10 protein-coding genes are annotated in these 19,569 nt (G+C 30.2%); 1 reads left to right on the top strand and 9 read right to left on the bottom strand.

Annotated features, from left to right (window positions below; all coding sequences use genetic code 11):
* Positions 1-4: 4 nt before the first annotated feature.
* The 3 genes from ABNT65_RS06200 to ABNT65_RS06190 form a co-directional block, all read right to left on the bottom strand.
* Positions 5-5,740: a M43 family zinc metalloprotease gene (locus ABNT65_RS06200; protein WP_348747445.1), complete on the bottom strand. Its 5,736-nt coding sequence runs from the start codon at positions 5,738-5,740 to the stop codon at positions 5-7.
* A gap of 688 nt (positions 5,741-6,428) precedes the next feature.
* Positions 6,429-7,136: a LytTR family DNA-binding domain-containing protein gene (locus tag ABNT65_RS06195; RefSeq protein ID WP_348747444.1), complete on the bottom strand. Its 708-nt coding sequence runs from the start codon at positions 7,134-7,136 to the stop codon at positions 6,429-6,431.
* Entirely contained in the window at positions 7,133-8,185 is a 1,053-nt protein-coding gene (locus ABNT65_RS06190; protein WP_348747443.1) for a sensor histidine kinase, read from the bottom strand. Before ABNT65_RS06190 ends, ABNT65_RS06195 begins: the two co-directional genes overlap by 4 nt.
* Positions 8,186-8,394: 209 nt before the next feature.
* On the opposite strand from ABNT65_RS06190, the gene ABNT65_RS06185 reads away from it, so the two are divergent.
* Positions 8,395-9,255 (top strand): DUF5694 domain-containing protein, encoded by an 861-nt coding sequence (locus ABNT65_RS06185; RefSeq protein ID WP_348747442.1) that lies wholly within the window; start codon positions 8,395-8,397, stop codon positions 9,253-9,255.
* Positions 9,256-9,346: 91 nt separating this feature from the next.
* Here the strand turns inward: ABNT65_RS06185 and ABNT65_RS06180 are convergent, their stop codons facing one another.
* The 6 genes from ABNT65_RS06180 to ABNT65_RS06155 form a co-directional block, all read right to left on the bottom strand.
* A complete protein-coding gene (locus ABNT65_RS06180) occupies positions 9,347-9,514 on the bottom strand; it encodes a hypothetical protein (protein WP_348704041.1) in 168 nt (55 codons plus the stop codon).
* Positions 9,515-9,534: 20 nt separating this feature from the next.
* Positions 9,535-11,499 carry a T9SS type A sorting domain-containing protein gene (locus tag ABNT65_RS06175; RefSeq protein ID WP_348747441.1) on the bottom strand — a complete coding sequence of 655 codons (1,965 nt, stop codon included), beginning with the start codon at positions 11,497-11,499 and terminating at the stop codon, positions 9,535-9,537.
* Between the two features lie 370 nt (positions 11,500-11,869).
* Positions 11,870-13,258, bottom strand: coding sequence for a dihydrolipoyl dehydrogenase (gene lpdA / locus ABNT65_RS06170; RefSeq protein WP_348747440.1), 1,389 nt, complete (start codon positions 13,256-13,258; stop codon positions 11,870-11,872).
* Between the two features lie 29 nt (positions 13,259-13,287).
* Positions 13,288-15,063, bottom strand: a complete 1,776-nt coding sequence (gene argS, locus ABNT65_RS06165; protein WP_348739330.1) for an arginine--tRNA ligase — start codon at positions 15,061-15,063, stop codon at positions 13,288-13,290.
* 183 nt (positions 15,064-15,246) lie between these two features.
* Entirely contained in the window at positions 15,247-16,131 is an 885-nt protein-coding gene (locus ABNT65_RS06160; protein ID WP_348747439.1) for a T9SS type B sorting domain-containing protein, read from the bottom strand.
* Positions 16,128-19,511, bottom strand: a complete 3,384-nt coding sequence (locus ABNT65_RS06155) for a PKD domain-containing protein (RefSeq protein WP_348747438.1) — start codon at positions 19,509-19,511, stop codon at positions 16,128-16,130. Before ABNT65_RS06155 ends, ABNT65_RS06160 begins: the two co-directional genes overlap by 4 nt.
* Positions 19,512-19,569 lie beyond the last annotated feature (58 nt).

Here is a 19,569-nt window from a genome sequence, read left to right as displayed (position 1 = left end):
TTATTTATTCAATAATAATTTTTTTATTAATTTTTCCATGTTCAGAAGAAATTTCAATTAGATAAATTCCAGCAGAAACTTGTGGTAAAGTTATTTTAGATTGACCATTTGAACTAAACTCATTTTTACTAATTTCCTTACCAAGTATATTATAAATAGTAAGTATTGAGTTATTAGAGTATAATCCGTTAATAGTTAGTTTATTGTTTGAAGATTTGTAAATGCCTATACTATTTAAAGCCTCATTATAATCATCAGAACTTAATTTTTGACTTGTTGTATGAAGATAGAATCTACCTATATTATTTAAGCTTTTATTTAAGGTAACTGTATAATTGTTGTGAGTAATCTTAGTGATAGTATTTGTTAATTTATCTTCTAAGTAAACTTCAATATTATTCGGTAAATTTGAAGCTTGCGCAGAGAATTCTATTGTTTTATTAGCTTTAGCATTTAAACCAATAGGAACAACTATAGTCTCTATATCATTTAAAGGTAATGATTGTATAGCTAAGTTTTTACCATTGTTATTAGTTACTAATTGAGTGAAAATTTCGTAATTGCTGCTAATACCATTGAACAAAGTTCCATCAAAACCATTATCAAAACTTGTAGTAACCCCATCCAAGTAGTATAGTTTTGTAGATTTAATATCATCATTATCTTTAGCTGTTAATACGATTTCAGCTCTAGAAACCTTCTGAAATGTATCATTTTGATGACTTTGGTTACTTGAGTTAAAAGTAATATTAGTATTAGATCCAGCTTTAATAAAAAATGCTTGACCAGGAGAGATTTGGAAGTTTGCATCTAATCCTCCTAGTTTTAACTCGTAATTACCTGTTGCTTGATTCCATAACCAAATAGAAGCTTCTGATAATATTGATCCAGAAGAGTTATTAGTCATGAATGTACCTAATTGCATAAATGCGGAGAAAGGATTTCCTACTAAATTAAAACTATTAGTACCTTGAGTAATAGGATAAGTAATATTTCCAGTATTTAAAGTTCCTGTGAAAGTTAAACTTTCCGCAGAATTTAGCTTTACAGAATACCCTTGACCTGAATTTATTGAACCTGTAGAAGATTCAGTGTAATAATTCCATTTAGTACCATCATTCTTATATTGGGCAATACCAATTCTATCACTAGAACTACTTTGCGCAAAGTTATTCTGAGTTCTTAAATTTTCAATTGATTCTCCATTTACAGGTGACGATACTAAATACCAGTTATTAGTAGGTAAATTTCTAGTATACGTAACATTTCCAGATACAGAAGTATTAGCAATTAAAGAAGTTCCAGACGCTAACTCCAATGTGTTAATAGTTACAGCACTATTTATTTCTGGATAATTTGTTAATCCACTTGGAATAATAACATTATCTATACTGGTAGGGATAGTACTAGTACTCCAGTTGCTAGCGGTATTCCAATCATTATTAGTATCACCAGTCCAAGTTATAGGTAAAGCTTTGGCACCTGCTCTAATCGCTCCGTTTGGTCTAGTATAGAAGGCATATTCAGTAATAGTAAAAGTTCCACCATCAGCAGAAATACTAGCTTTTAACCATCCATTAACGATTTCACCATTATAGGTAGATTGAAAACCAATGTACCCAGTTTTTCCATCCCACTCTGTATAACTACTATTTCTTATAAATGGTCTAGCAGTATCTGTAAAATTACTTGAATCATTTATTATGGTATTTGCAGGGATTAATTTAATTGTATTTGTATCTGTTGTAACTATTTTTTTATTATAGTTTTCAAGTCTCATTCCTCCAGAGTACCATGCGCCAAAATCTGTACCTCTATTATCAGAATCTAATTCAGGAATTTTAAAAGACTTCCAAACAGCAGTAGATGTAGTTTCTATACCTGATAAGGTTCCAGTGATAATTTCATAAATAGTATCAGTAAACTTAAAATTAAGAGTATTTACATTATTTATAGCATCAAAACCACTATTAAATGCTGAAGAGTTTAAAGTTATAGTATAGGAAGCGTTATCAGTCGATGTATGATTGGTAGCTGAACCACTAATATTTAGCGTTACCTTATGAGCATTAACATAGGTAAGGCTAACAGTAAAATTACCAGGAATTGTAGTAGTAAAATCAACGTCCTTTACAAAGTTTTTATCAGTAAATTCTGCAGGTCCAATTATATCAAGGTTTATTGAAGTATTTATACTACCATCATTGGTGTCCAATTCATTTACATCATTAGTGGTAAAAAGTATTTCAGGAGTTGTAATATCCAATACAGTTTGTCCAGCTTTTATCGTTCCATTAGGTCTAGTATAAAATGCATACTCATATATTGTTAATGTTTCACCATTAGCAGAAACACTAGCTTTCATCCACCCATGAACATCTTTATTATTGTGTTTAGCCTTAAATCCTACATATCCAGTTTTACCATCCCAATTTGTATAGGTTGGAGTTCTCATAGTTAATAAGTCTTCTCCAGATGCAGCAGTTCCAGGAGAGGTAAAGTTACTAGCACTTGAGATAATTTCATCTGCGTTAATTAATGTAATATTTTTTGTTCCAGATTCAGTCACTAATTGATTACTTCTAGTTTCAATTTTTAAGTTTCCTGTTTGATAAACCCAAGCACCATATTGTTTGCCTCCATCTCCGTTTTGTAATTTAGATAAATAAAATGGCCCCCAAGTAGCACCAGTAGTTGCTACAGCGTCTGTAATATCATGATGGATTATTTCATAAGGATCAATAAAATTAAAGTTAAAGTTATTGCTAGTATTTGTAATTCCATTAAAACCACTATCAAAAGCATTACTATTAAAAGTGATAGAGTAAGAAGTATTATTAGCTGTAGTATGACTAGTAGCTATTCCACTAACATTAATACTAACTTTCTTACTATTTATATATGTTATAGTAACTGTAAGGTTGTTAGGAATGTTAGTAGTAAAGTCGGTATCTTTTACAAAAGTTTTATTTGTAAATTCTGCTGAACCTGATAAGTCTACTAAAATGGTTGTATTAATAGTTCCATCATTAACTTCATCTTCATTAATATCTTTGTTGTCAAAAAGAAATTGAGAAGCAGTGTCGTCAATTAAAGTTTGTCCAGCCTTAATATCACCATTTGGTTCTGTAGTAAAGGCATATTCATAGACTGTTAAGGTTTCACCGTCTGAAGAAACACTGGCTTTCATCCATCCATGAATATCAAACCCGTTGTGTTTAGCCTTAAATCCAAGATACCCAGTTTTACCATCCCAATCTGTAAAAGAATTATTACGAATAGCTAAAATATCTTCTCCAGAGGCTGCTGTTCCAGATGTATTATAATTACTGGTAGTAGAAATTAAGTCTCCATTATTTAAAAAACTGATATTTCTAGTACCATTTTCGGTAACTAAGGCATTACCTCTTGTTTCAATTTTTAAATGTCCAGTTTGATACGCCCATGCACCATATTGCTTATTTTCATCACCTCCTTTAAGTTTACTCAAGTAAAAAGGTCCCCAAGTAGCTCCAGTTGTAGCAGTAGCGTCTGCTATATTTTCATAAATTATTTCATATGGATCAAAAAACTTAAAGTTAAATGTGTTTGTTCCATTAGAAATATTATTACCACCAACAGAAAAGGCAGAAGCATTTAAGCTTATAGTAAAAGAACTATTATCAACTACTGCATGATTAGCAGCTGTTCCAGTTATAGTAAAGGAAACTTGTGTGTTATTTATATAAGATACACTAACATTAAATCCAGTGGGTACAGTAGTAGAAAAGTCTATGTCTTTTATAAACGTTTTATTAGCAAAATTGGCAGGACCAGCTATATCAATAATAACCGTTTTATTAACACTACCATCATTTGAGGTTTCTTCTAAAATATCTTGATTATTAACGATTAATAGAGAGTCGTCAGGGTTGAATAAACGTTGACCAGCTTTAATATTTCCATCTGGTTGAGTTGTAAAAGCATATTCATAAATAGTTACTGTTTCACCATCAGCTGAAACACTAGCTTTCATCCATCCATGAATTGTATCTCCTCTGTATAAAGCTTTAAAACCTAAATATCCAGTTTTACCATCCCAATCTGTATAAGAATTATTACGGATAGCTAAAATATCTTCTCCTGAGGGAGTTGTTCCAGATGTGTTAAAATGACTTGTAGAAGAAATTAAGTCTCCACTATTTAAAAAACTAATATTTCTAGTACCAGTTTCTGTAACTAAAGCATTACCTCTTGTTTCAATTTTTAAATGTCCAGTTTGGTAAACCCAAAGGCCGTATTGTTTTCCTTCATCACCGCCTTTTAATTTACTTAAATAAAAAGGGCCCCAAGTAGCTCCCGTTGTAGCAGTAACATCAGAAATATCCTCATAGATAACTTCATAAGGATCATAAAACTCTAAACTACCTTTAATTGAAGTACAAAATAAGGAATGTCCATTTTCTAGAGCAGAGTCTTCAAAACTAATAACAATTTCTTGATTATTAGTTTCATCATGGCTAGCAGCAATTCCTGATATTGTAACATTAGCGGTAGTTAATGAGGTAATTTCAATATTACTAGTTAACCCTGTAGGAAGTGTTAAATTATAATCAACTCCAGATGTTAATGTTCCAGATGAAGCTCTAAAGTTACCATTACTAATAGTGATTATATTGGTTTTATTAAAGCTACCGTCATTAGAAGTACTTTCTTTATATATTTCATTATTTATACTTAAGCTTCCATTACCTCCATTTACACCTGTATCTATTAAGTTTTGAGCTGCCCATAAAGGTTTTCTAGTAGGGTGTTTAAGTGCAGTTATCATTCTTGTAACTTGCCCTTGGGTAAACATCTTATAACATTTGAATTCTGCTCCATTATAGCCCATATAATTTTCATAATTAATGAATTCGTCTTTACAGTTTTTAGAAGGAGCACAACCATTAGAGGCTACAGTAGAAGCATTTTCAGTAGGTGTGTCATCTACTTCGTCATTTGTTACAGAATTACAACCTCCTTGAAATGTATGAATCAAATTTAACCAATGTCCAAACTCATGAGTTAAACTTGAAGCAAATTCATCATCTGTATTACCATGTAGATATTGACCATTGTAAACAACTCTGGCAATATTTTTATCAGACATAGAGCTATTAGGGTACCATGCAATTCCTGAATAATTGGCTTTACCATCATCATGTAGATATCCTTGTATATATACATTCATATATTTATAATTATCCCAGGCATCTGCAGCAATTTGAGTTTCAATTGCGCTACCAATATTTCCATACCCTCCTTTTTCATCGTAAAATACCACTCCAGTAGTGCAATTTCCATTAGGATCTTTTTTAGCAAGTTTAAACTCAATATCTAATGAACCTTTGATAGGGTCAAATAAAGGATCAACACTATTAAAGTCAGGATTTAATCCTTGAAAATCATCGTTTAGCTTCTCTAAGGCGGTTTCTATTTTATTAATAGTAATCGTTTTACCATGTTGAGTAGCTCCATATACATGAAAAACTACAGGTATTACATAAGAGGTATTGACTTTTCCTTTAAACTGCTTTTTAGCTTGTTCTCTGGAATATTTATTAAATTCAATATATTCTTTTTTTGCTTCTGGGTGTTGTTTAAAGTAAAGTTGATTAAAAAGGTCTGATGGACAAGATTTTATTTCTTGCGCATTAATTTTTACAGAAAAAAGTAAAAATAACCCCATTAAATAATTCAAGGGTAATTGTGTTTTCATAAGAAAAAATTTAAGCTATAAATGTTTTAACTTTTATTAAAGTATTAATGTTTTGTTTTCAATGTGGAGTTAAATATATAAGAAACGTTAAAAAAATAAGAATAAATAAGGTGAGTGTGTTAAAATAGTATTATCTTATGTTTGTATTGTATTTTTATAGCAGTATGGTGGTTTTTTTTATGAATTTTATGCGAATAACTCTCTTTAGTTGTTTTTTTAATAAAAGTTCTGTTTTTTAACAAAGGAATGGTGCGGTTAAATTTATCCATTCTAAAAGTTTGGTTAAGAGGTATAGTTATAAGGTTTAAATTATTGACTGTAAATAATGAAGCTTTTATATGGTTTATGTTGAATAGATGATTTAATAAGGAGTGATGAGACTAAAAAGATTGTAGAATACTTATTATAAAATAATGAACGATTTTATGAATAATATTAATGAATTGACTATTAATAGTCGTTAAGGAAACTATGAACTTTTTGTGCTACAAATATTTTGAAAAACAACATAGAATTGTAGTTAGCTAAACTTTAAATATTGTGAGCAAACAAATCTTAATATAAAAAAAGGATATGTTTGTAAGAGTAAGTTGATAAGGAAAGTTAAGTGCTCTTAAAAAGCATAATACAGTTTTGATGATACATTTAAAAATGAGACTTTCTAATGAAAAAGTATTGAGAAAACTTTTTATAAAATTAACTTATTAATCTTTTCAAAAAACTCTTTTTTATAAGTATCACCAATAGGTAAATTTTTACCATTTGTAAGGAAAATAGAAAGAGAGTCTGTTTTAGAAATATGTTGAATAGCAACAATAAATGATTTATGAATTTTAATAAAACTTTTTACAGGTAGTTCATGTTCAAAATGTTTTAGAGTACTGTAAGTAATTATTTGCTTTTCTTTTAAATGAATAGATACATAGTTTTTTAAACTTTCTATGTATATAATTTCATGGATGTATACTTTTTCAAAATTATTTTTACCATTAGTTTTTATAAAAATGAATTCATTAGAAATATTTAGTAGATTGCTATCTATTTTAGGTTTAATTTTTAAAACAGCCTGATAAAAACGCTCAAATTCAAAAGGTTTTAAGAGGTAATCAATAGCATTTAATTCATAACTTTCTATAGCAAATTGAGGATAGGCTGTAGTAAAAATAATATTAATTTTATCTTGAACTATCTTAGAAAGTTGAATACCTGTAATGGTAGGCATTTGTATATCTAAAAATATTAAGTCTAAATCATTTTTTTCAATGATACTAATAGCTTCAATAGGATTAGTAGTTGTGCTAACTAATTCTAAGAACGGTACTTTTTGCACATAAGACTTTAATAATCTTATGGCTGGAGCCTCATCATCTACAATTAAACATCTTAAAGTACTCATAGTAGCTTGTTTTTAATAGGTATTTTTAAATAGGCAGTATACGTGTTATTTACTTCTTTATGTTCAAAGGTAAAGTTTTTGTTAAAAAGCAGCATTAATCGTTTTTTTAAATTTTCTTTTCCTATACCTTTGTTACTATAGTTTTTTACATTTGAAATTTTATTGTATGTTTTAAGTTCTAAAAAGTCTGTACTTACTTTTATTGAAATTTTAGCAGGGTTATTTTTTTCATTAATAATTCCATGTTTAAAGATATTTTCAATAAAATGAATTAAAACTAGTGACGGGATTTGTTGCTCATTTATTACCCCTTCAGTAGATAAATTTAAAAAAAGACTATTCTCAAACCTTTTTTCATAGAAGTAAATATAATCTTTAATAAACTTAATTTCTTTCTTTAAAGGCATAAAATCTTTTTGAGCTTCATAGGTAAGGTATCTTAATAGTTCTGATAGTTTGAAAATTCCTTTTGCTGTTTCTGGTTGTTTTTCTGCTAATTCAGAATAAAAAACATTTAAAGTATTAAATAAAAAATGAGGTTCTAATTGCATCTTTAAAGCCCCCAATTCAGCTTTTTTATGTTCTAATTGTAATTCATGAATTTTGTTTTTATTTTCAATAAAACGGAAGAGTAAGTATATAAAAGTACTAAATAAAATTACTTTTAAGCTAAAATAAGAATTGTCAAAAATATAATACCAAAAAGTACGACTGTAATCTGAATAATTATGAAAACCACTAATGGAATAGATTACAATTTCTTCTAAAAAATAGCGTATTCCAGCAAAAATGAAAAATAGAGAAGCTTGACCTATAAAAAAATAACTAAGATTTTTTTGTGTTAAAGTCCTGGGGCAAATAATGCTAATATTAATAAAATAAACACTAAAAAAAGTAATATAAAATGTCGTTTTTAAAGTAATTCCTATGCCATTGTAGTCTTTAACAAATGTATTGTGTCCACCAGTAACATAATGCCTAAAAAGATCCATTGCTATGATAATAAATCCTAATATAAGGTGGTATTTAAATGTGTTTTTCGGTTTCATGACCCAAAAGTAGCCATAAACGTAGTTTTATTTTTCTTTTTAGGACATAGTTTCTGTTTTTTAGGATAAATAGGGTAAACTATAAAACAAAAAAAATCATATGATCTTTTTTTAGAGTTAATAAGATGAAATTCTATGTTGATTGAATTTTGATTTTTATAGGCCTATTTAAAAATACTTTTGAGGTATTAATTTTAATAAATAACAAGATGAAAAGAATATATGTATTATTTATAGTATTTGTTTTAATAATTACTTCATGTAAACAGCAAACTAAGAAAGTAGTTTTAGCGGAGAATTCTATAGAAAAGAAAAAGAACTCTATAACTGATTTAAAGAAAATTCAAGTTTTGAATTTTGGAACATTTCATATGGGAAAAACCTTAGATGAAAATAAAACTGAATTTGATGAACATGATAAAAAGAATCAACAAGAAGTACATAAAATAGCTAAAATGCTGGCAGTTTTTAAGCCTACTGTTATTGTTGTAGAAACACCTCCAACTTATAATAAAAAGTTACAATCTCTTTATAAGAAGTATTTAAACAATCCTGAAATAAAATTTAAAAACCCTGATGAAATTGAGCTTTTAGCCTATGAGTTAGGAAGACTTTCAAATACGGAGAAAATTTATGGAATAGATCATAAAATGAGTTATAATTACAATGTAGGAGGAGAGATTAAAAATGAAATTGATGCAGAATGGCATGATAAGTATTATCAAAACCCTTTACAGTATTACCCAGAAGTTAATTATAGTGAAAAAGAATTGAATCTGTTAGGTAAATTGAAACAAACCAATCATGATCGTTATTTAGATTTTTTGATAACAGTAAATGCTGATATGTTAACTCATGTAGGTACTAATGAAAGTTTTGAAGGAGCAGATGAAGCGGCAAAATATTACCAAAGAAATTTACGAATGTTTAGTAACTTAAATAGGTTAGAGTTAAAAGAGGATGATAGAGTATTTATATTGATGGGAGCTAGTCATACAGCATTTTTTAGAGATTTTATAAGTAGGAGTCCGAAATATAAAATGGTTGATACTTTCGAGTATTTAAAGTAATAAGTATAGTGGCTTACTAATAAATAAGGCTATCTAAAAAGTTAATTTCTAGATAGCCTTATTTTTAATTTCAGTTTTATTTACAAGTTAATTAAAACCCTTCACCAGGTGCTTCAGGGCTTTGTGCTTGTGCTTTTTTAGGGTTTAGTAACATATATGTTCCTAAAGCAGTTAAAGCAGTATACTTACCGTAATTCCCTATTTTTTTTAAGGCTTCTTTTCTTGTAATATCGTTAGTGCTTTTATTTTGTTGTTTCATGATAGTTTTAGTTTTTAGAATTATTCAATAACAATTTTTTTAGTAGTTTTTCCTAATTCTGAGGCTATTTCAACAATATATAAACCTGTAGTTATTTCTGGAAGTGAAACTCTTGATATTCCATTAGATGTAAATTCTCGTTTAGTAACCTGTTTACCAAGCACCGTGTATACATTTAAAGTAGATTTTTTACTTTGTAAGCCTGTAATTGTTAATTCGTTATTAGAAGACTTATAGATACCGATATTACTTAGTGAGTTATTGATATCATCTGAACTTAATTTTTGACTTGTTGTGTGTAAATAAAATCTTCCAATATTGTTTAGATCTTCATTTAAAGTAACTGAATAGCTATCATTAGTAATATTGGTAATTGTATTAGTCTTTTTATCTTCTATGTATACTTCAATCGCGTTAGGTAAGTTAGAAGTTTGTATCGAAAACTCTATTGTTTCATTAGCTTGAGCAATTAATCCAACCGGAACAATTGTAGTCTCCATATTACTTAATGGTAATGATTGTATGGCTAGGTTTTGCCCTTGATTTTCACTTACTAATTGGGTAAACACTTCGTAATTATTACTAACACCGTTGAAAAGTGTTCCATCATATCCATTATCAAAACTTGTAGAAACACCATTTAAATAATATAATTTGGTAGATTTAGTCTTTTTATTACTAACAGCATTTAAAGTAACTTCAACTTTAGAATCTCTTTGGAAAGTATCATTTTGATGACTTTGATTACTAGTTGTAAATTCAGCATTAGTGTTTGATCCAGCTTTAACAAAAAAACCTTGGCCAGGAGCTATTTGGAAATTAGCGTCTATACCTCCAACTTTTGTATCATAACTACTTGTAGCCTGATTCCATAACCAAATTGTAGCTTCAGAAAGTGAAGTATTATCTGCTACAAAAGTACCTAACTGTGCATAAGAAGTGTAAGGGTTACCTATTAAATTAAAATCATTAGTTGATTGGGTAATAGGAAAAGTTACATTGCTAGAGTTAATAGTTCCCGAGAAAGAGATATTACCTACAGCTGTAAGTTTTACAGAGTATCCTTGACCAGAGGTAATGGCTCCTGTAGAACTATTAGTGTAATAATTCCATGCCGTACCGTCATTTTTATAAGGAGCAATACCTATTCTATCTCCACCAGTACCAGCAGCAAAACTATTTTGAACTTTTAAATTATCAATTGTTTCACCATTAACAGGTGAAGAAACTAAATACCAGTTAGTAGTTCCTAAATTTCTATTATAAATAACATTGCCGGTTACTGAAGAAGTACCTGTTACTAAAGAAGCCCCTGATGCTATATTTATTGAATTTACAGTTACAGAAGAGCTAATAGTAGGGTAATTAGTTAATCCATTTGGGATTATAACATCATCAGTAGTTGAAGGTACACTTCCAGAACTCCAGTTGCTAGCGGTTGCCCAATCATTATCGGTAGTTCCAGTCCAAGTTATTGCTGGTGCAGTTGCACCTGCTATTATAGGTTCATCATGAGTTGTGTTATAGGCATACTCAGTAATTGAAAGTGTTATTGTACCACTGACATTTGTTACAGTTACTTTTAACCATCCATATACATTTCCACCATTATGGACACCTTGAAAACCAATGAAACCAGTTTGGTTATCCCATACTTTATAATCATTTGTTCTAATAGGCTCTCTATTAGTTGTATAATTATTTGAAGCATTGATGACTGTATTTTCAGTGATAAGTTGAATATTACCACTAACAGGATCTTTGACAGTATTTCTACCGTTGGCTTCTAATATAAAATCCCCACCGGAATACCAGCCTCCAAATCCAGCACCTTCTAAACCAGGAATACTGAACGGCTTCCAGGTTGCTGTAGAAGTAACTTCAATACCTGATAGTGGTGCAGAATTAATTCCTTGTGCATATGTGTCAAAGGAAAAAAGTAAAAAAACACCTATTAAATAGGCAAAAGATAATTTTGTTTTCATGTTTGAATTGTTAAATGTTATCTTAATATGTTCATTAGGTTATAAATATATTATAGTCAGTATAAAAATTAACAACAGTTAGGTAGTAGTAGGTAATATAGTATAGTATTGCGTGTGAATAGTGTATGTTTTTGGTCCTGAGTATTGTTTTTTTTAATTGTTATTTAGTTTTTTTTACGAATATGTTTGGTTTTTTGTTTAAAGGTTAAAAAATGCGTAAAATAAAGATTGTTTATATTGTTTTATTTAATATTTTTAAATTTGAGAAGAAGAATAGTAAATATAAAAGAGAGAATAAATGAAAAAGTCTGGCTAAAACTATAGTTTTAGCCAGACTTTTTTTAATTGTTATAATTTATTATAATATCTATTATAGATGTATTACTTCATCATAAGCATCAGCAACAGCTTCCATTACAGCTTCACTCATCGTTGGGTGAGGGTGGATGGCTTTTAATACTTCATGACCAGTTGTTTCTAGTTTTCTACCTAAAACAGCTTCAGCAATCATATCAGTAACGCCAGCTCCAATCATATGACAACCTAACCACTCACCATATTTAGCATCAAAGATTACTTTTACAAAACCTTCTGGTGTACCAGCAGCTTTTGCCTTTCCAGAAGCAGAAAAAGGAAATTTACCAACTTTGATATCATATCCTTGCTCTTTAGCTTTTTCTTCAGTTAAACCAACAGAGGCAATTTCTGGTGTAGCATAAGTACATCCAGGAATGTTTCCATAGTCAATAACTTCTGTATGAACACCAGCTATTTTTTCTACACAAGTAATTCCTTCTGCAGAAGCAACGTGTGCTAGTGCTGGCCCAGGTGTAACATCACCAATTGCATAATATCCAGGAATGTTTGTTTGATACCAGTCGTTTACTAAAATTTTATCTCTATCTGTAATAATTCCAACATCTTCTAATCCGATGTTTTCAATATTAGTCTTAATTCCTACAGCAGATAATACAATATCAGCTTCTAAAACTTGCTCTCCTTTTTTGGTTTTAACCGTAGCTTTTACTCCATCACCAGAAGTATCAACAGACTCTACAGAAGAATTTGTCATTACTTTAATTCCGGCTTTCTTAAAAGAACGTTCCATTTGTTTAGAAACATCTTTATCTTCTACAGGAACAATGTTTGGCATAAACTCAACAATAGTAACATCTGTACCCATTGAGTTGTAGAAATGTGCAAATTCAACACCAATAGCACCAGAACCCACAACAATCATAGATTTAGGTTGTGTTGGTAAGCTCATAGCTTCACGATATCCGATTACTTTCTTACCGTCTTGTGGTAAGTTTGGCAGCTCACGAGAACGTGCTCCAGTAGCAATGATAATATGTTCAGCACTATATTCAGTTACTTTACCATCTTTATCTGTAACATCTACTTTTTTTCCAGTTTTAATCTTTCCAAATCCGTCAATGATATCAATTTTATTTTTCTTCATCAAGAATTGAACACCTTTGCTCATTCCTTCAGCAACACCACGACTACGTTTAATAACAGCTTCAAAATCTTTATCTATAGCTTCTGCTTTTAAACCATACTCATCTACATGCTTTAAATAATCATATACTTGAGCAGATTTTAATAAAGCTTTAGTAGGAATACATCCCCAGTTTAAGCAAATACCACCTAAGTTTTCTTTTTCAACTACGGCAGTTTTAAAACCTAATTGTGATGCTCTAATGGCAGTTACATAACCTCCAGGACCACTTCCTATTACTAGTACGTCGTATTTCATGTTTTAGTTGTTTATTCTTTATGTTAATATTACATTCTTTCAGGAACGTTAATTCCTAATAAAAGAAATGCGGATTTTATAGTATCAGCTACCTTTTTAGACAACTGTACTCTAAATACTTTTTTATCTTGATTTTCTTCTCCTAAAATAGATACGTTTTGGTAAAACGAGTTAAACTCTTTTACTAAATCATATGTATAATTAGCTACTACAGCTGGAGAATAATTCTTAGCTGCTTGTTGTATAATTTCAGGGTAAAGTTCCAATTGTTTAATTAGCTCCTTTTCCTTTTCGTGTAATGCTATAGTATTAATTATAGTTGTATAATCAAATTCAGCTTTACGTAAAATAGATTGAATCCTTGCATACGTGTATTGAACAAAAGGACCAGTATTTCCTTGGAAATCTACAGAAGCTTGTGGATCAAACAAAATTCTCTTTTTAGGGTCTACTTTTAAAATAAAATATTTTAAAGCTCCTAATCCAATAATTTTATATAAAGATTCTTTTTCTTCAGTAGAGTACCCTTCTAATTTTCCTAATTCTTGTGATATATCACGAGCTGTATCAGACATTTCTATCATTAAATCATCTGCGTCAACTACAGTACCTTCACGTGATTTCATTTTTCCAGATGGTAAATCTACCATTCCGTAACTTAAATGATGTAATTGATCTGCCCAATTGTATCCTAACTTTTTTAGGATTAAGAATAAAACTTTAAAATGATAGTCTTGTTCATTTCCTACAGTATATACCATACCGTTTAAATCCGTAAAATCTTTTGCACGCTGGATAGCCGTACCTATATCTTGTGTCATATAAACAGCAGTACCATCAGAACGAAGTACTAACTTTTCATCTAAACCATCTTCTGTTAAATCACACCAAACAGAACCATCTTCCTTTTTAAAGAACACATTATTCTTTAAACCTTCTTCAATAATGTCTTTTCCTAACAAATAGGTGTTGCTTTCATAGTATAGTTTGTCAAAATTAACACCAATATTTTCATAAGTTACGTCAAAACCTTTATAAACCCATCCATTCATCATTTCCCATAGAGCAACAACTTCTTTGTCACCTGCTTCCCATTTACGAAGCATTTCTTGGGCTTCTAAGAATAAAGGAGCTTGTTTTTTAGCATCATCTTCACTAACACCAGTTGCTACTATAACTTCAATTTCCTTTTTGTATTCTTTATCAAACTTAACATAGTAGTTTCCTACTAATTTATCACCTTTTAAACCTGTTGATTCAGGAGTTTCTCCATTACCAAAGCGTTGCCAAGCTAACATTGATTTACAAATATGAATACCTCTATCATTAATAATTTGAGTTTTGTATACCTTATGTCCTGCAGCTTTTAAAATTTCAGCAACCGAATAGCCTAGCAAAACATTTCTAACATGCCCTAAATGCAAAGGTTTATTCGTATTTGGTGAAGAATATTCTACCATACGGGCATCAGCGCTATTTTGTTTAGCATAACCGTAGGTACTATTACTATTAATTTGACTGAAAAAGTTTAAGTAAAAAAGATCACTTACTACTAAGTTTAAAAAACCTTTAACTACATTATAATTTGTAATTTCTTCTACGTTTTCTACAATATATTTACCTAAATCTTCTCCAATTTGTACAGGATTTCCTTTCTTGTACCGCAGTAAAGGGAAAACAACAACTGTTACGTCGCCTTCAAAATCTTTACGGGTTGCTTGAAATTCTACTGATGGAATTTCTACATCATACAAGGTTAAAAATCCTTCTTTTACTTTGGTTTCAATTAAGGTTTGTATGCTCATTAGTTACTTAAAATTAATGTGCAAAATTACATAATTTATTTGTATGATATTTAAAGAGCTTTTAACAATTTAATAGGCTTTTTTTAAATAATACTTATATAGAAGAAAGAGTTGGTGTTTAACTAAATAAAGCCTGATTTTCAATAGGTAATCAGGCTTTGTTATAAAGGTAGAATTTTAAGTTTACTTTCTTAATAAACTAAAATGTCCTTTGTCTTGAGGTTTATCAACATAATTGATAACATACCAATAATCGTTTGAAGGCATGTTTCTGCCGTTGTAAGTACCGTCCCAACTATTATTTTCGGGAGTAAGTTGTTTTATTAATTTACCAAAACGGTTGTATATGTTTATGGTTGTGAATGAAAAAAGGTTATTATCAACCGTCCAAGTGTCATTAATTCCATCTTGATTTGGTGTGAAAAATGAAGGAATAGTTGTTGTTGGAGTTCCAGAACAATCTGTTACTGTTACCAGTACTCTGTTGGTTTGAGATACTTCTTCGTTAAGACAATTGGTAATAGTAGTGGTAATAATATAGTTACCAGTCATGTCTATGGATGCATTAGGAATAGCTACTTCTCTAGTAGTTGCAGTAAAGTTGTTGGGGCCTTCCCATGAATAAGAAGCATTAGGAATAGCGTCAATTTCTAATTCAATTCTTTCGTCGAGGCATACATTTACAGGTTGTGGGGCTTGGTTTACAGGAAAAGTTTCTAAACTGACAGTAACTACTACTGTGCTTAATTTTGTTTCTTCTATACCTAAACAGTTTATAGCGGTAACCGCAACTGTATAATCTCCACTCATTTCTAAGCTAGCATTAGGAATTTCAACAATTCTAGTGTCTGCTTCAAAATTATTAGGGCCAATCCAATGGTATTTGGCATCTGTAACTTCATCAATTTCTAGAGAAATTAAAGTTTTTTCACAAACATTAAGAGGATTAGGATTTTCATTTATAATAAAACTATTGGCATTTATAGTAACTTGAGTAGTACTAGATTTTGATTCATCAGTACCTTGGCAGTTTTTAGCAGTTACAGTAACGGTATAATCCCCAGTCATATCAACAGTGGTATTTGGGATTGAAATCTGTCTAGTATTCGCAGTAAAACCATTGGGCAAATCCAAGAGTAAGTTGCATTTGGTACTTGATTTATTTCTAGAGCTAATGTTTCATTTTCACAGATACTAATAGGAGTAGGAGAAGAGTTTATACTAAAAGAATCATTGTTTATGGATACATTTATTGTACTAGTTTTAGATTCATCTGTTCCTTGGCAGTTTTTAGCAGTTACAGTAACGGTGTAGTCTCCAGCCATAGTAGCTGTGGCATTTGGGATTGAAATTTGTCTAGTATTCGCTGTAAATCCATTAGGACCAATCCAAGAATAAATAGCATTTTCTACTTCATCAATTTCCAGTTCAATAGTTTGATTTTCACAAACAGTAATAGGCAAAGGAGTTTCGTTAATACTAAAGGAATTTGGATTAATAGTAACTGTAGCAGTTTTAGTTTTAGTTTCTTCCACACCTTTACAGTTAGTGGCAGTAACATTAACAACATATTCTCCAGACATTTTAGTAGTTGTATTAGGAATAGAAATTTCTCTTGTGTTAGCAGAATACCCATTAGGACCTGTCCATTCATAATTGGCATTTGTAACTTCATCAACGTCTAATGTTAGCGTTTTAGTTTCACAAATACTAATAGCTATTGGACTTTGGTTAATAATAAAGGAACTAGGAGAGATAGTTACTTTTGTAGTACTAGTCCCTGTAACATTATTACCTTGACAGTTTTTAGCAGACACAGTAACAATATAATCTCCAGACATAGTAACAGTAGTATTGGGAATAGAGATTTGTCTTGTATTAGCAGTGTAACCATTTGGACCGATCCATGTATAGGTGGCGTCCTCTATTTCATTAGCTTCTAATTCTATGGTTTCACTTTCGCAAATGCTTAGGTTTTCAGGAGTTTTAACCGTAAAGGTTTCAGCATTAATCAAAACTTTGACCTCATAAGTTAGTGTACATCCAAAAAAGTTAATTTCAAGAGTATACGTACCTTCTTGTTCTTTTTGAGCATTTGTTACTTCATGTTGTTTAGTTGTAGCTATTTCATTTTTATCAGGGTCTAACCATTTATATGTAATTCTTGAATCATTATCTAAAATATCAGGAAAGTTATTAGCTACATTTAATGTAAAAGATTCGTCTTTACAAATAGAAACATCATCTGAAGGAGTAAACACAATATCTTCAAAGTTTTCTACTGTGAATAGAAATAAATGAGAGCCAGTTAAATTATCTCCATATGTAACATTTCTAAAATCTATTTTTTGTTCGGTACAGTCTTCGCTAATATAAATAATACTAGTTCTTCCAGGTTTGGTTCTTTTAGTATCATTTCTTCCGCCTTTTCTGTTTGGGTTTGTGACTGGTACTGAAGCCCATTTTCGTTTAGATAAAAAACCACCGTTTTTGATTGTTATTTCTTCTTCTTCACCATATTTTTCATGTTCGAAAATTAATTTTCCTTTTATAAGTTTGGTTTTATCTATAGATTTAATACCTCCAAATATGCCATCAGTTTTTACTAAATCCAATCCATGAAGGCGATAATAAGTACCATGAAATTTACCTTCTTCAAAACTAATGTCATATCTATAAAGTCCAAATTCTTCTAATCCAGTGATAATTTGTGAGCTAGGGTCTGGGAAATCAGTAGGTATATCTTGATGTATTTTTGAATTATGTGAGGTTGAATAAAAACTATGTGTTTCGGTATAGTCTGGACGCTTACCACAACCAGGTTGTGTACAATCATTTTCTCCGTCTTCAGCAGTGTATATACCATTGTAAGTGTAATGATTATAGCCTTGATAAGGTCCTATACCTTCTTTTTTTCCTTCAGCTAATCTTTTTTTATTGTTTTTTATGTTAATTGATTGGTTTATAGTGTTTTTGTAGTTGTAAATGTTTAAAACCCCATCTAAGTTATTGGTTTGGTTAAACCATCTATATTTAGGTGTGTTATCACTAGTGTTCATTTCAATCCATGTCCATTCATTCCCTCCTGGTAAATCTTGAGTTTGATATATGTGTATTCTATTATCCAGAGTTCTAATTCTTGGTGAAGCAGGACTGGGGTGATAGGTAAATAAATGAACTTTATTACCAGGTGTAACTTTACAGTCAAGTATATGCTGTTCATTTATCCATTTTTTTATAGGAGTTTGCTCTACTTTAGGAAGAATTTTTTCAAATATAGATACTATTAATTCTTTAGTTGGGCTTAAATCATGATTAGAATTTAACCTATTGTAGTATTCTTGATTAAAATCTTTAAAAACATTTGAGTTTTCAATATACATTTTTTGCATACAGGTTTGGGCTGTACCATATCTTTCAAAAGCTGCTCCAGTACTATTACCACTAGAAAAGAAGTCAGTTGTAGTTAATTGTGAGTGGTTTTGAAAGTCGTAGTCCCAATCAAAGGCCATCCCTGGAACAGAAGACCAATACTTTCTGTATCCTAGGTCAGAAAAAAAAGTAGGATAATGTTCAATAAACTTATCCATGATTATAATTGCAGCACTTTCTACCATTCCTTCTTCAAAACCACTAAGTGTATCGTCATGATTCCATTCACTATTAGCGGTTAAAATAACATTGTCTCGATATGCGTGAAGAATTTCATGGACTAACAATCTAGGTTTTGAAAAATCACCCTTAGATTCGGAATATTTTATTTCTAAAGTATTTGTTTTTTTATAGTATATGCCCTTATCATTATTATGCTCATCATTTAATATATCTACGAATGAGTTTCTAGCAGGAGGGCCATAAACATCAAGAATAATGGGAGTTACTTTATCCAAGAAGTCTTTTATTTTGTTTTGTTGTTCAAGTGTGAACGGAGTAGAATTAGCTACACCGAATTTTGTTTCTATATTAATTTCAAGTTTATTGGTTTTTGAACCAAGATTTTCCCATTCAAACTTTAAAGGAGGAGATATCCAATCAGGGCTAATTAAATCGTTACCTTCTCCATTCCATAATGATATATAGAAAGTGTCAGATATGTTAAAAATAGTCCCTTGTTTAAGAGCAGATTTTTTTAGCTCTTGGTAGCTAGCTCCTGGAGTATTTCTAAGGTAATAAGAAATACCTCCATAGTATTCTATATCTGCTTTTCCCGGTTTTGTTCCTATTGCATAGGTACGATAAGCACCAGGAATATTCCATGTAGCTATGGCGTTATGTATACTTTGTGTATACGCTTTAGTATTTATAAAGGATATAGATTTGAGAGGTACTCTCTTTATGTTATTTTTTTCTTTGTAAATGTTTTTGGTTTGTGTGCAAATATTGATTGATTTTTGTGAGTAAAGCAATAATGTAAATAAAGCAAAAAAAATAATTAATAAGTTTTTCATAATTTAAAAATTAAAAATAATACAAGGCAAACTTGATTTACAATGTGTTTTGTAAATC

Source organism: Tenacibaculum sp. 190524A02b (assembly GCF_964036645.1).
GTDB classification, from domain to species: domain Bacteria; phylum Bacteroidota; class Bacteroidia; order Flavobacteriales; family Flavobacteriaceae; genus Polaribacter; species Polaribacter vairaonense.
This window is presented reverse-complemented; position numbering and strand designations above follow the sequence as displayed.

Bases quoted from the DNA above. Each gene is read 5' to 3' on its own strand.
- ABNT65_RS06200 (WP_348747445.1), bottom strand. From the start codon at position 5,740: ATGAAAACACAATTACCCTTGAATTATTTAATGGGGTTATTTTTACTT.
- ABNT65_RS06195 (WP_348747444.1), bottom strand. From the start codon at position 7,136: ATGAGTACTTTAAGATGTTTAATTGTAGATGATGAGGCTCCAGCCATA.
- ABNT65_RS06190 (WP_348747443.1), bottom strand. From the start codon at position 8,185: ATGAAACCGAAAAACACATTTAAATACCACCTTATATTAGGATTTATT.
- ABNT65_RS06185 (WP_348747442.1), top strand. From the start codon at position 8,395: ATGAAAAGAATATATGTATTATTTATAGTATTTGTTTTAATAATTACT.
- ABNT65_RS06180 (WP_348704041.1), bottom strand. From the start codon at position 9,514: ATGAAACAACAAAATAAAAGCACTAACGATATTACAAGAAAAGAAGCC.
- ABNT65_RS06175 (WP_348747441.1), bottom strand. From the start codon at position 11,499: ATGAAAACAAAATTATCTTTTGCCTATTTAATAGGTGTTTTTTTACTT.
- lpdA (WP_348747440.1), bottom strand. From the start codon at position 13,258: ATGAAATACGACGTACTAGTAATAGGAAGTGGTCCTGGAGGTTATGTA.
- argS (WP_348739330.1), bottom strand. From the start codon at position 15,063: ATGAGCATACAAACCTTAATTGAAACCAAAGTAAAAGAAGGATTTTTA.
- ABNT65_RS06160 (WP_348747439.1), bottom strand. From the start codon at position 16,131: ATGACTGGGGATTATACCGTTACTGTAACTGCTAAAAACTGCCAAGGT.
- ABNT65_RS06155 (WP_348747438.1), bottom strand. From the start codon at position 19,511: ATGAAAAACTTATTAATTATTTTTTTTGCTTTATTTACATTATTGCTT.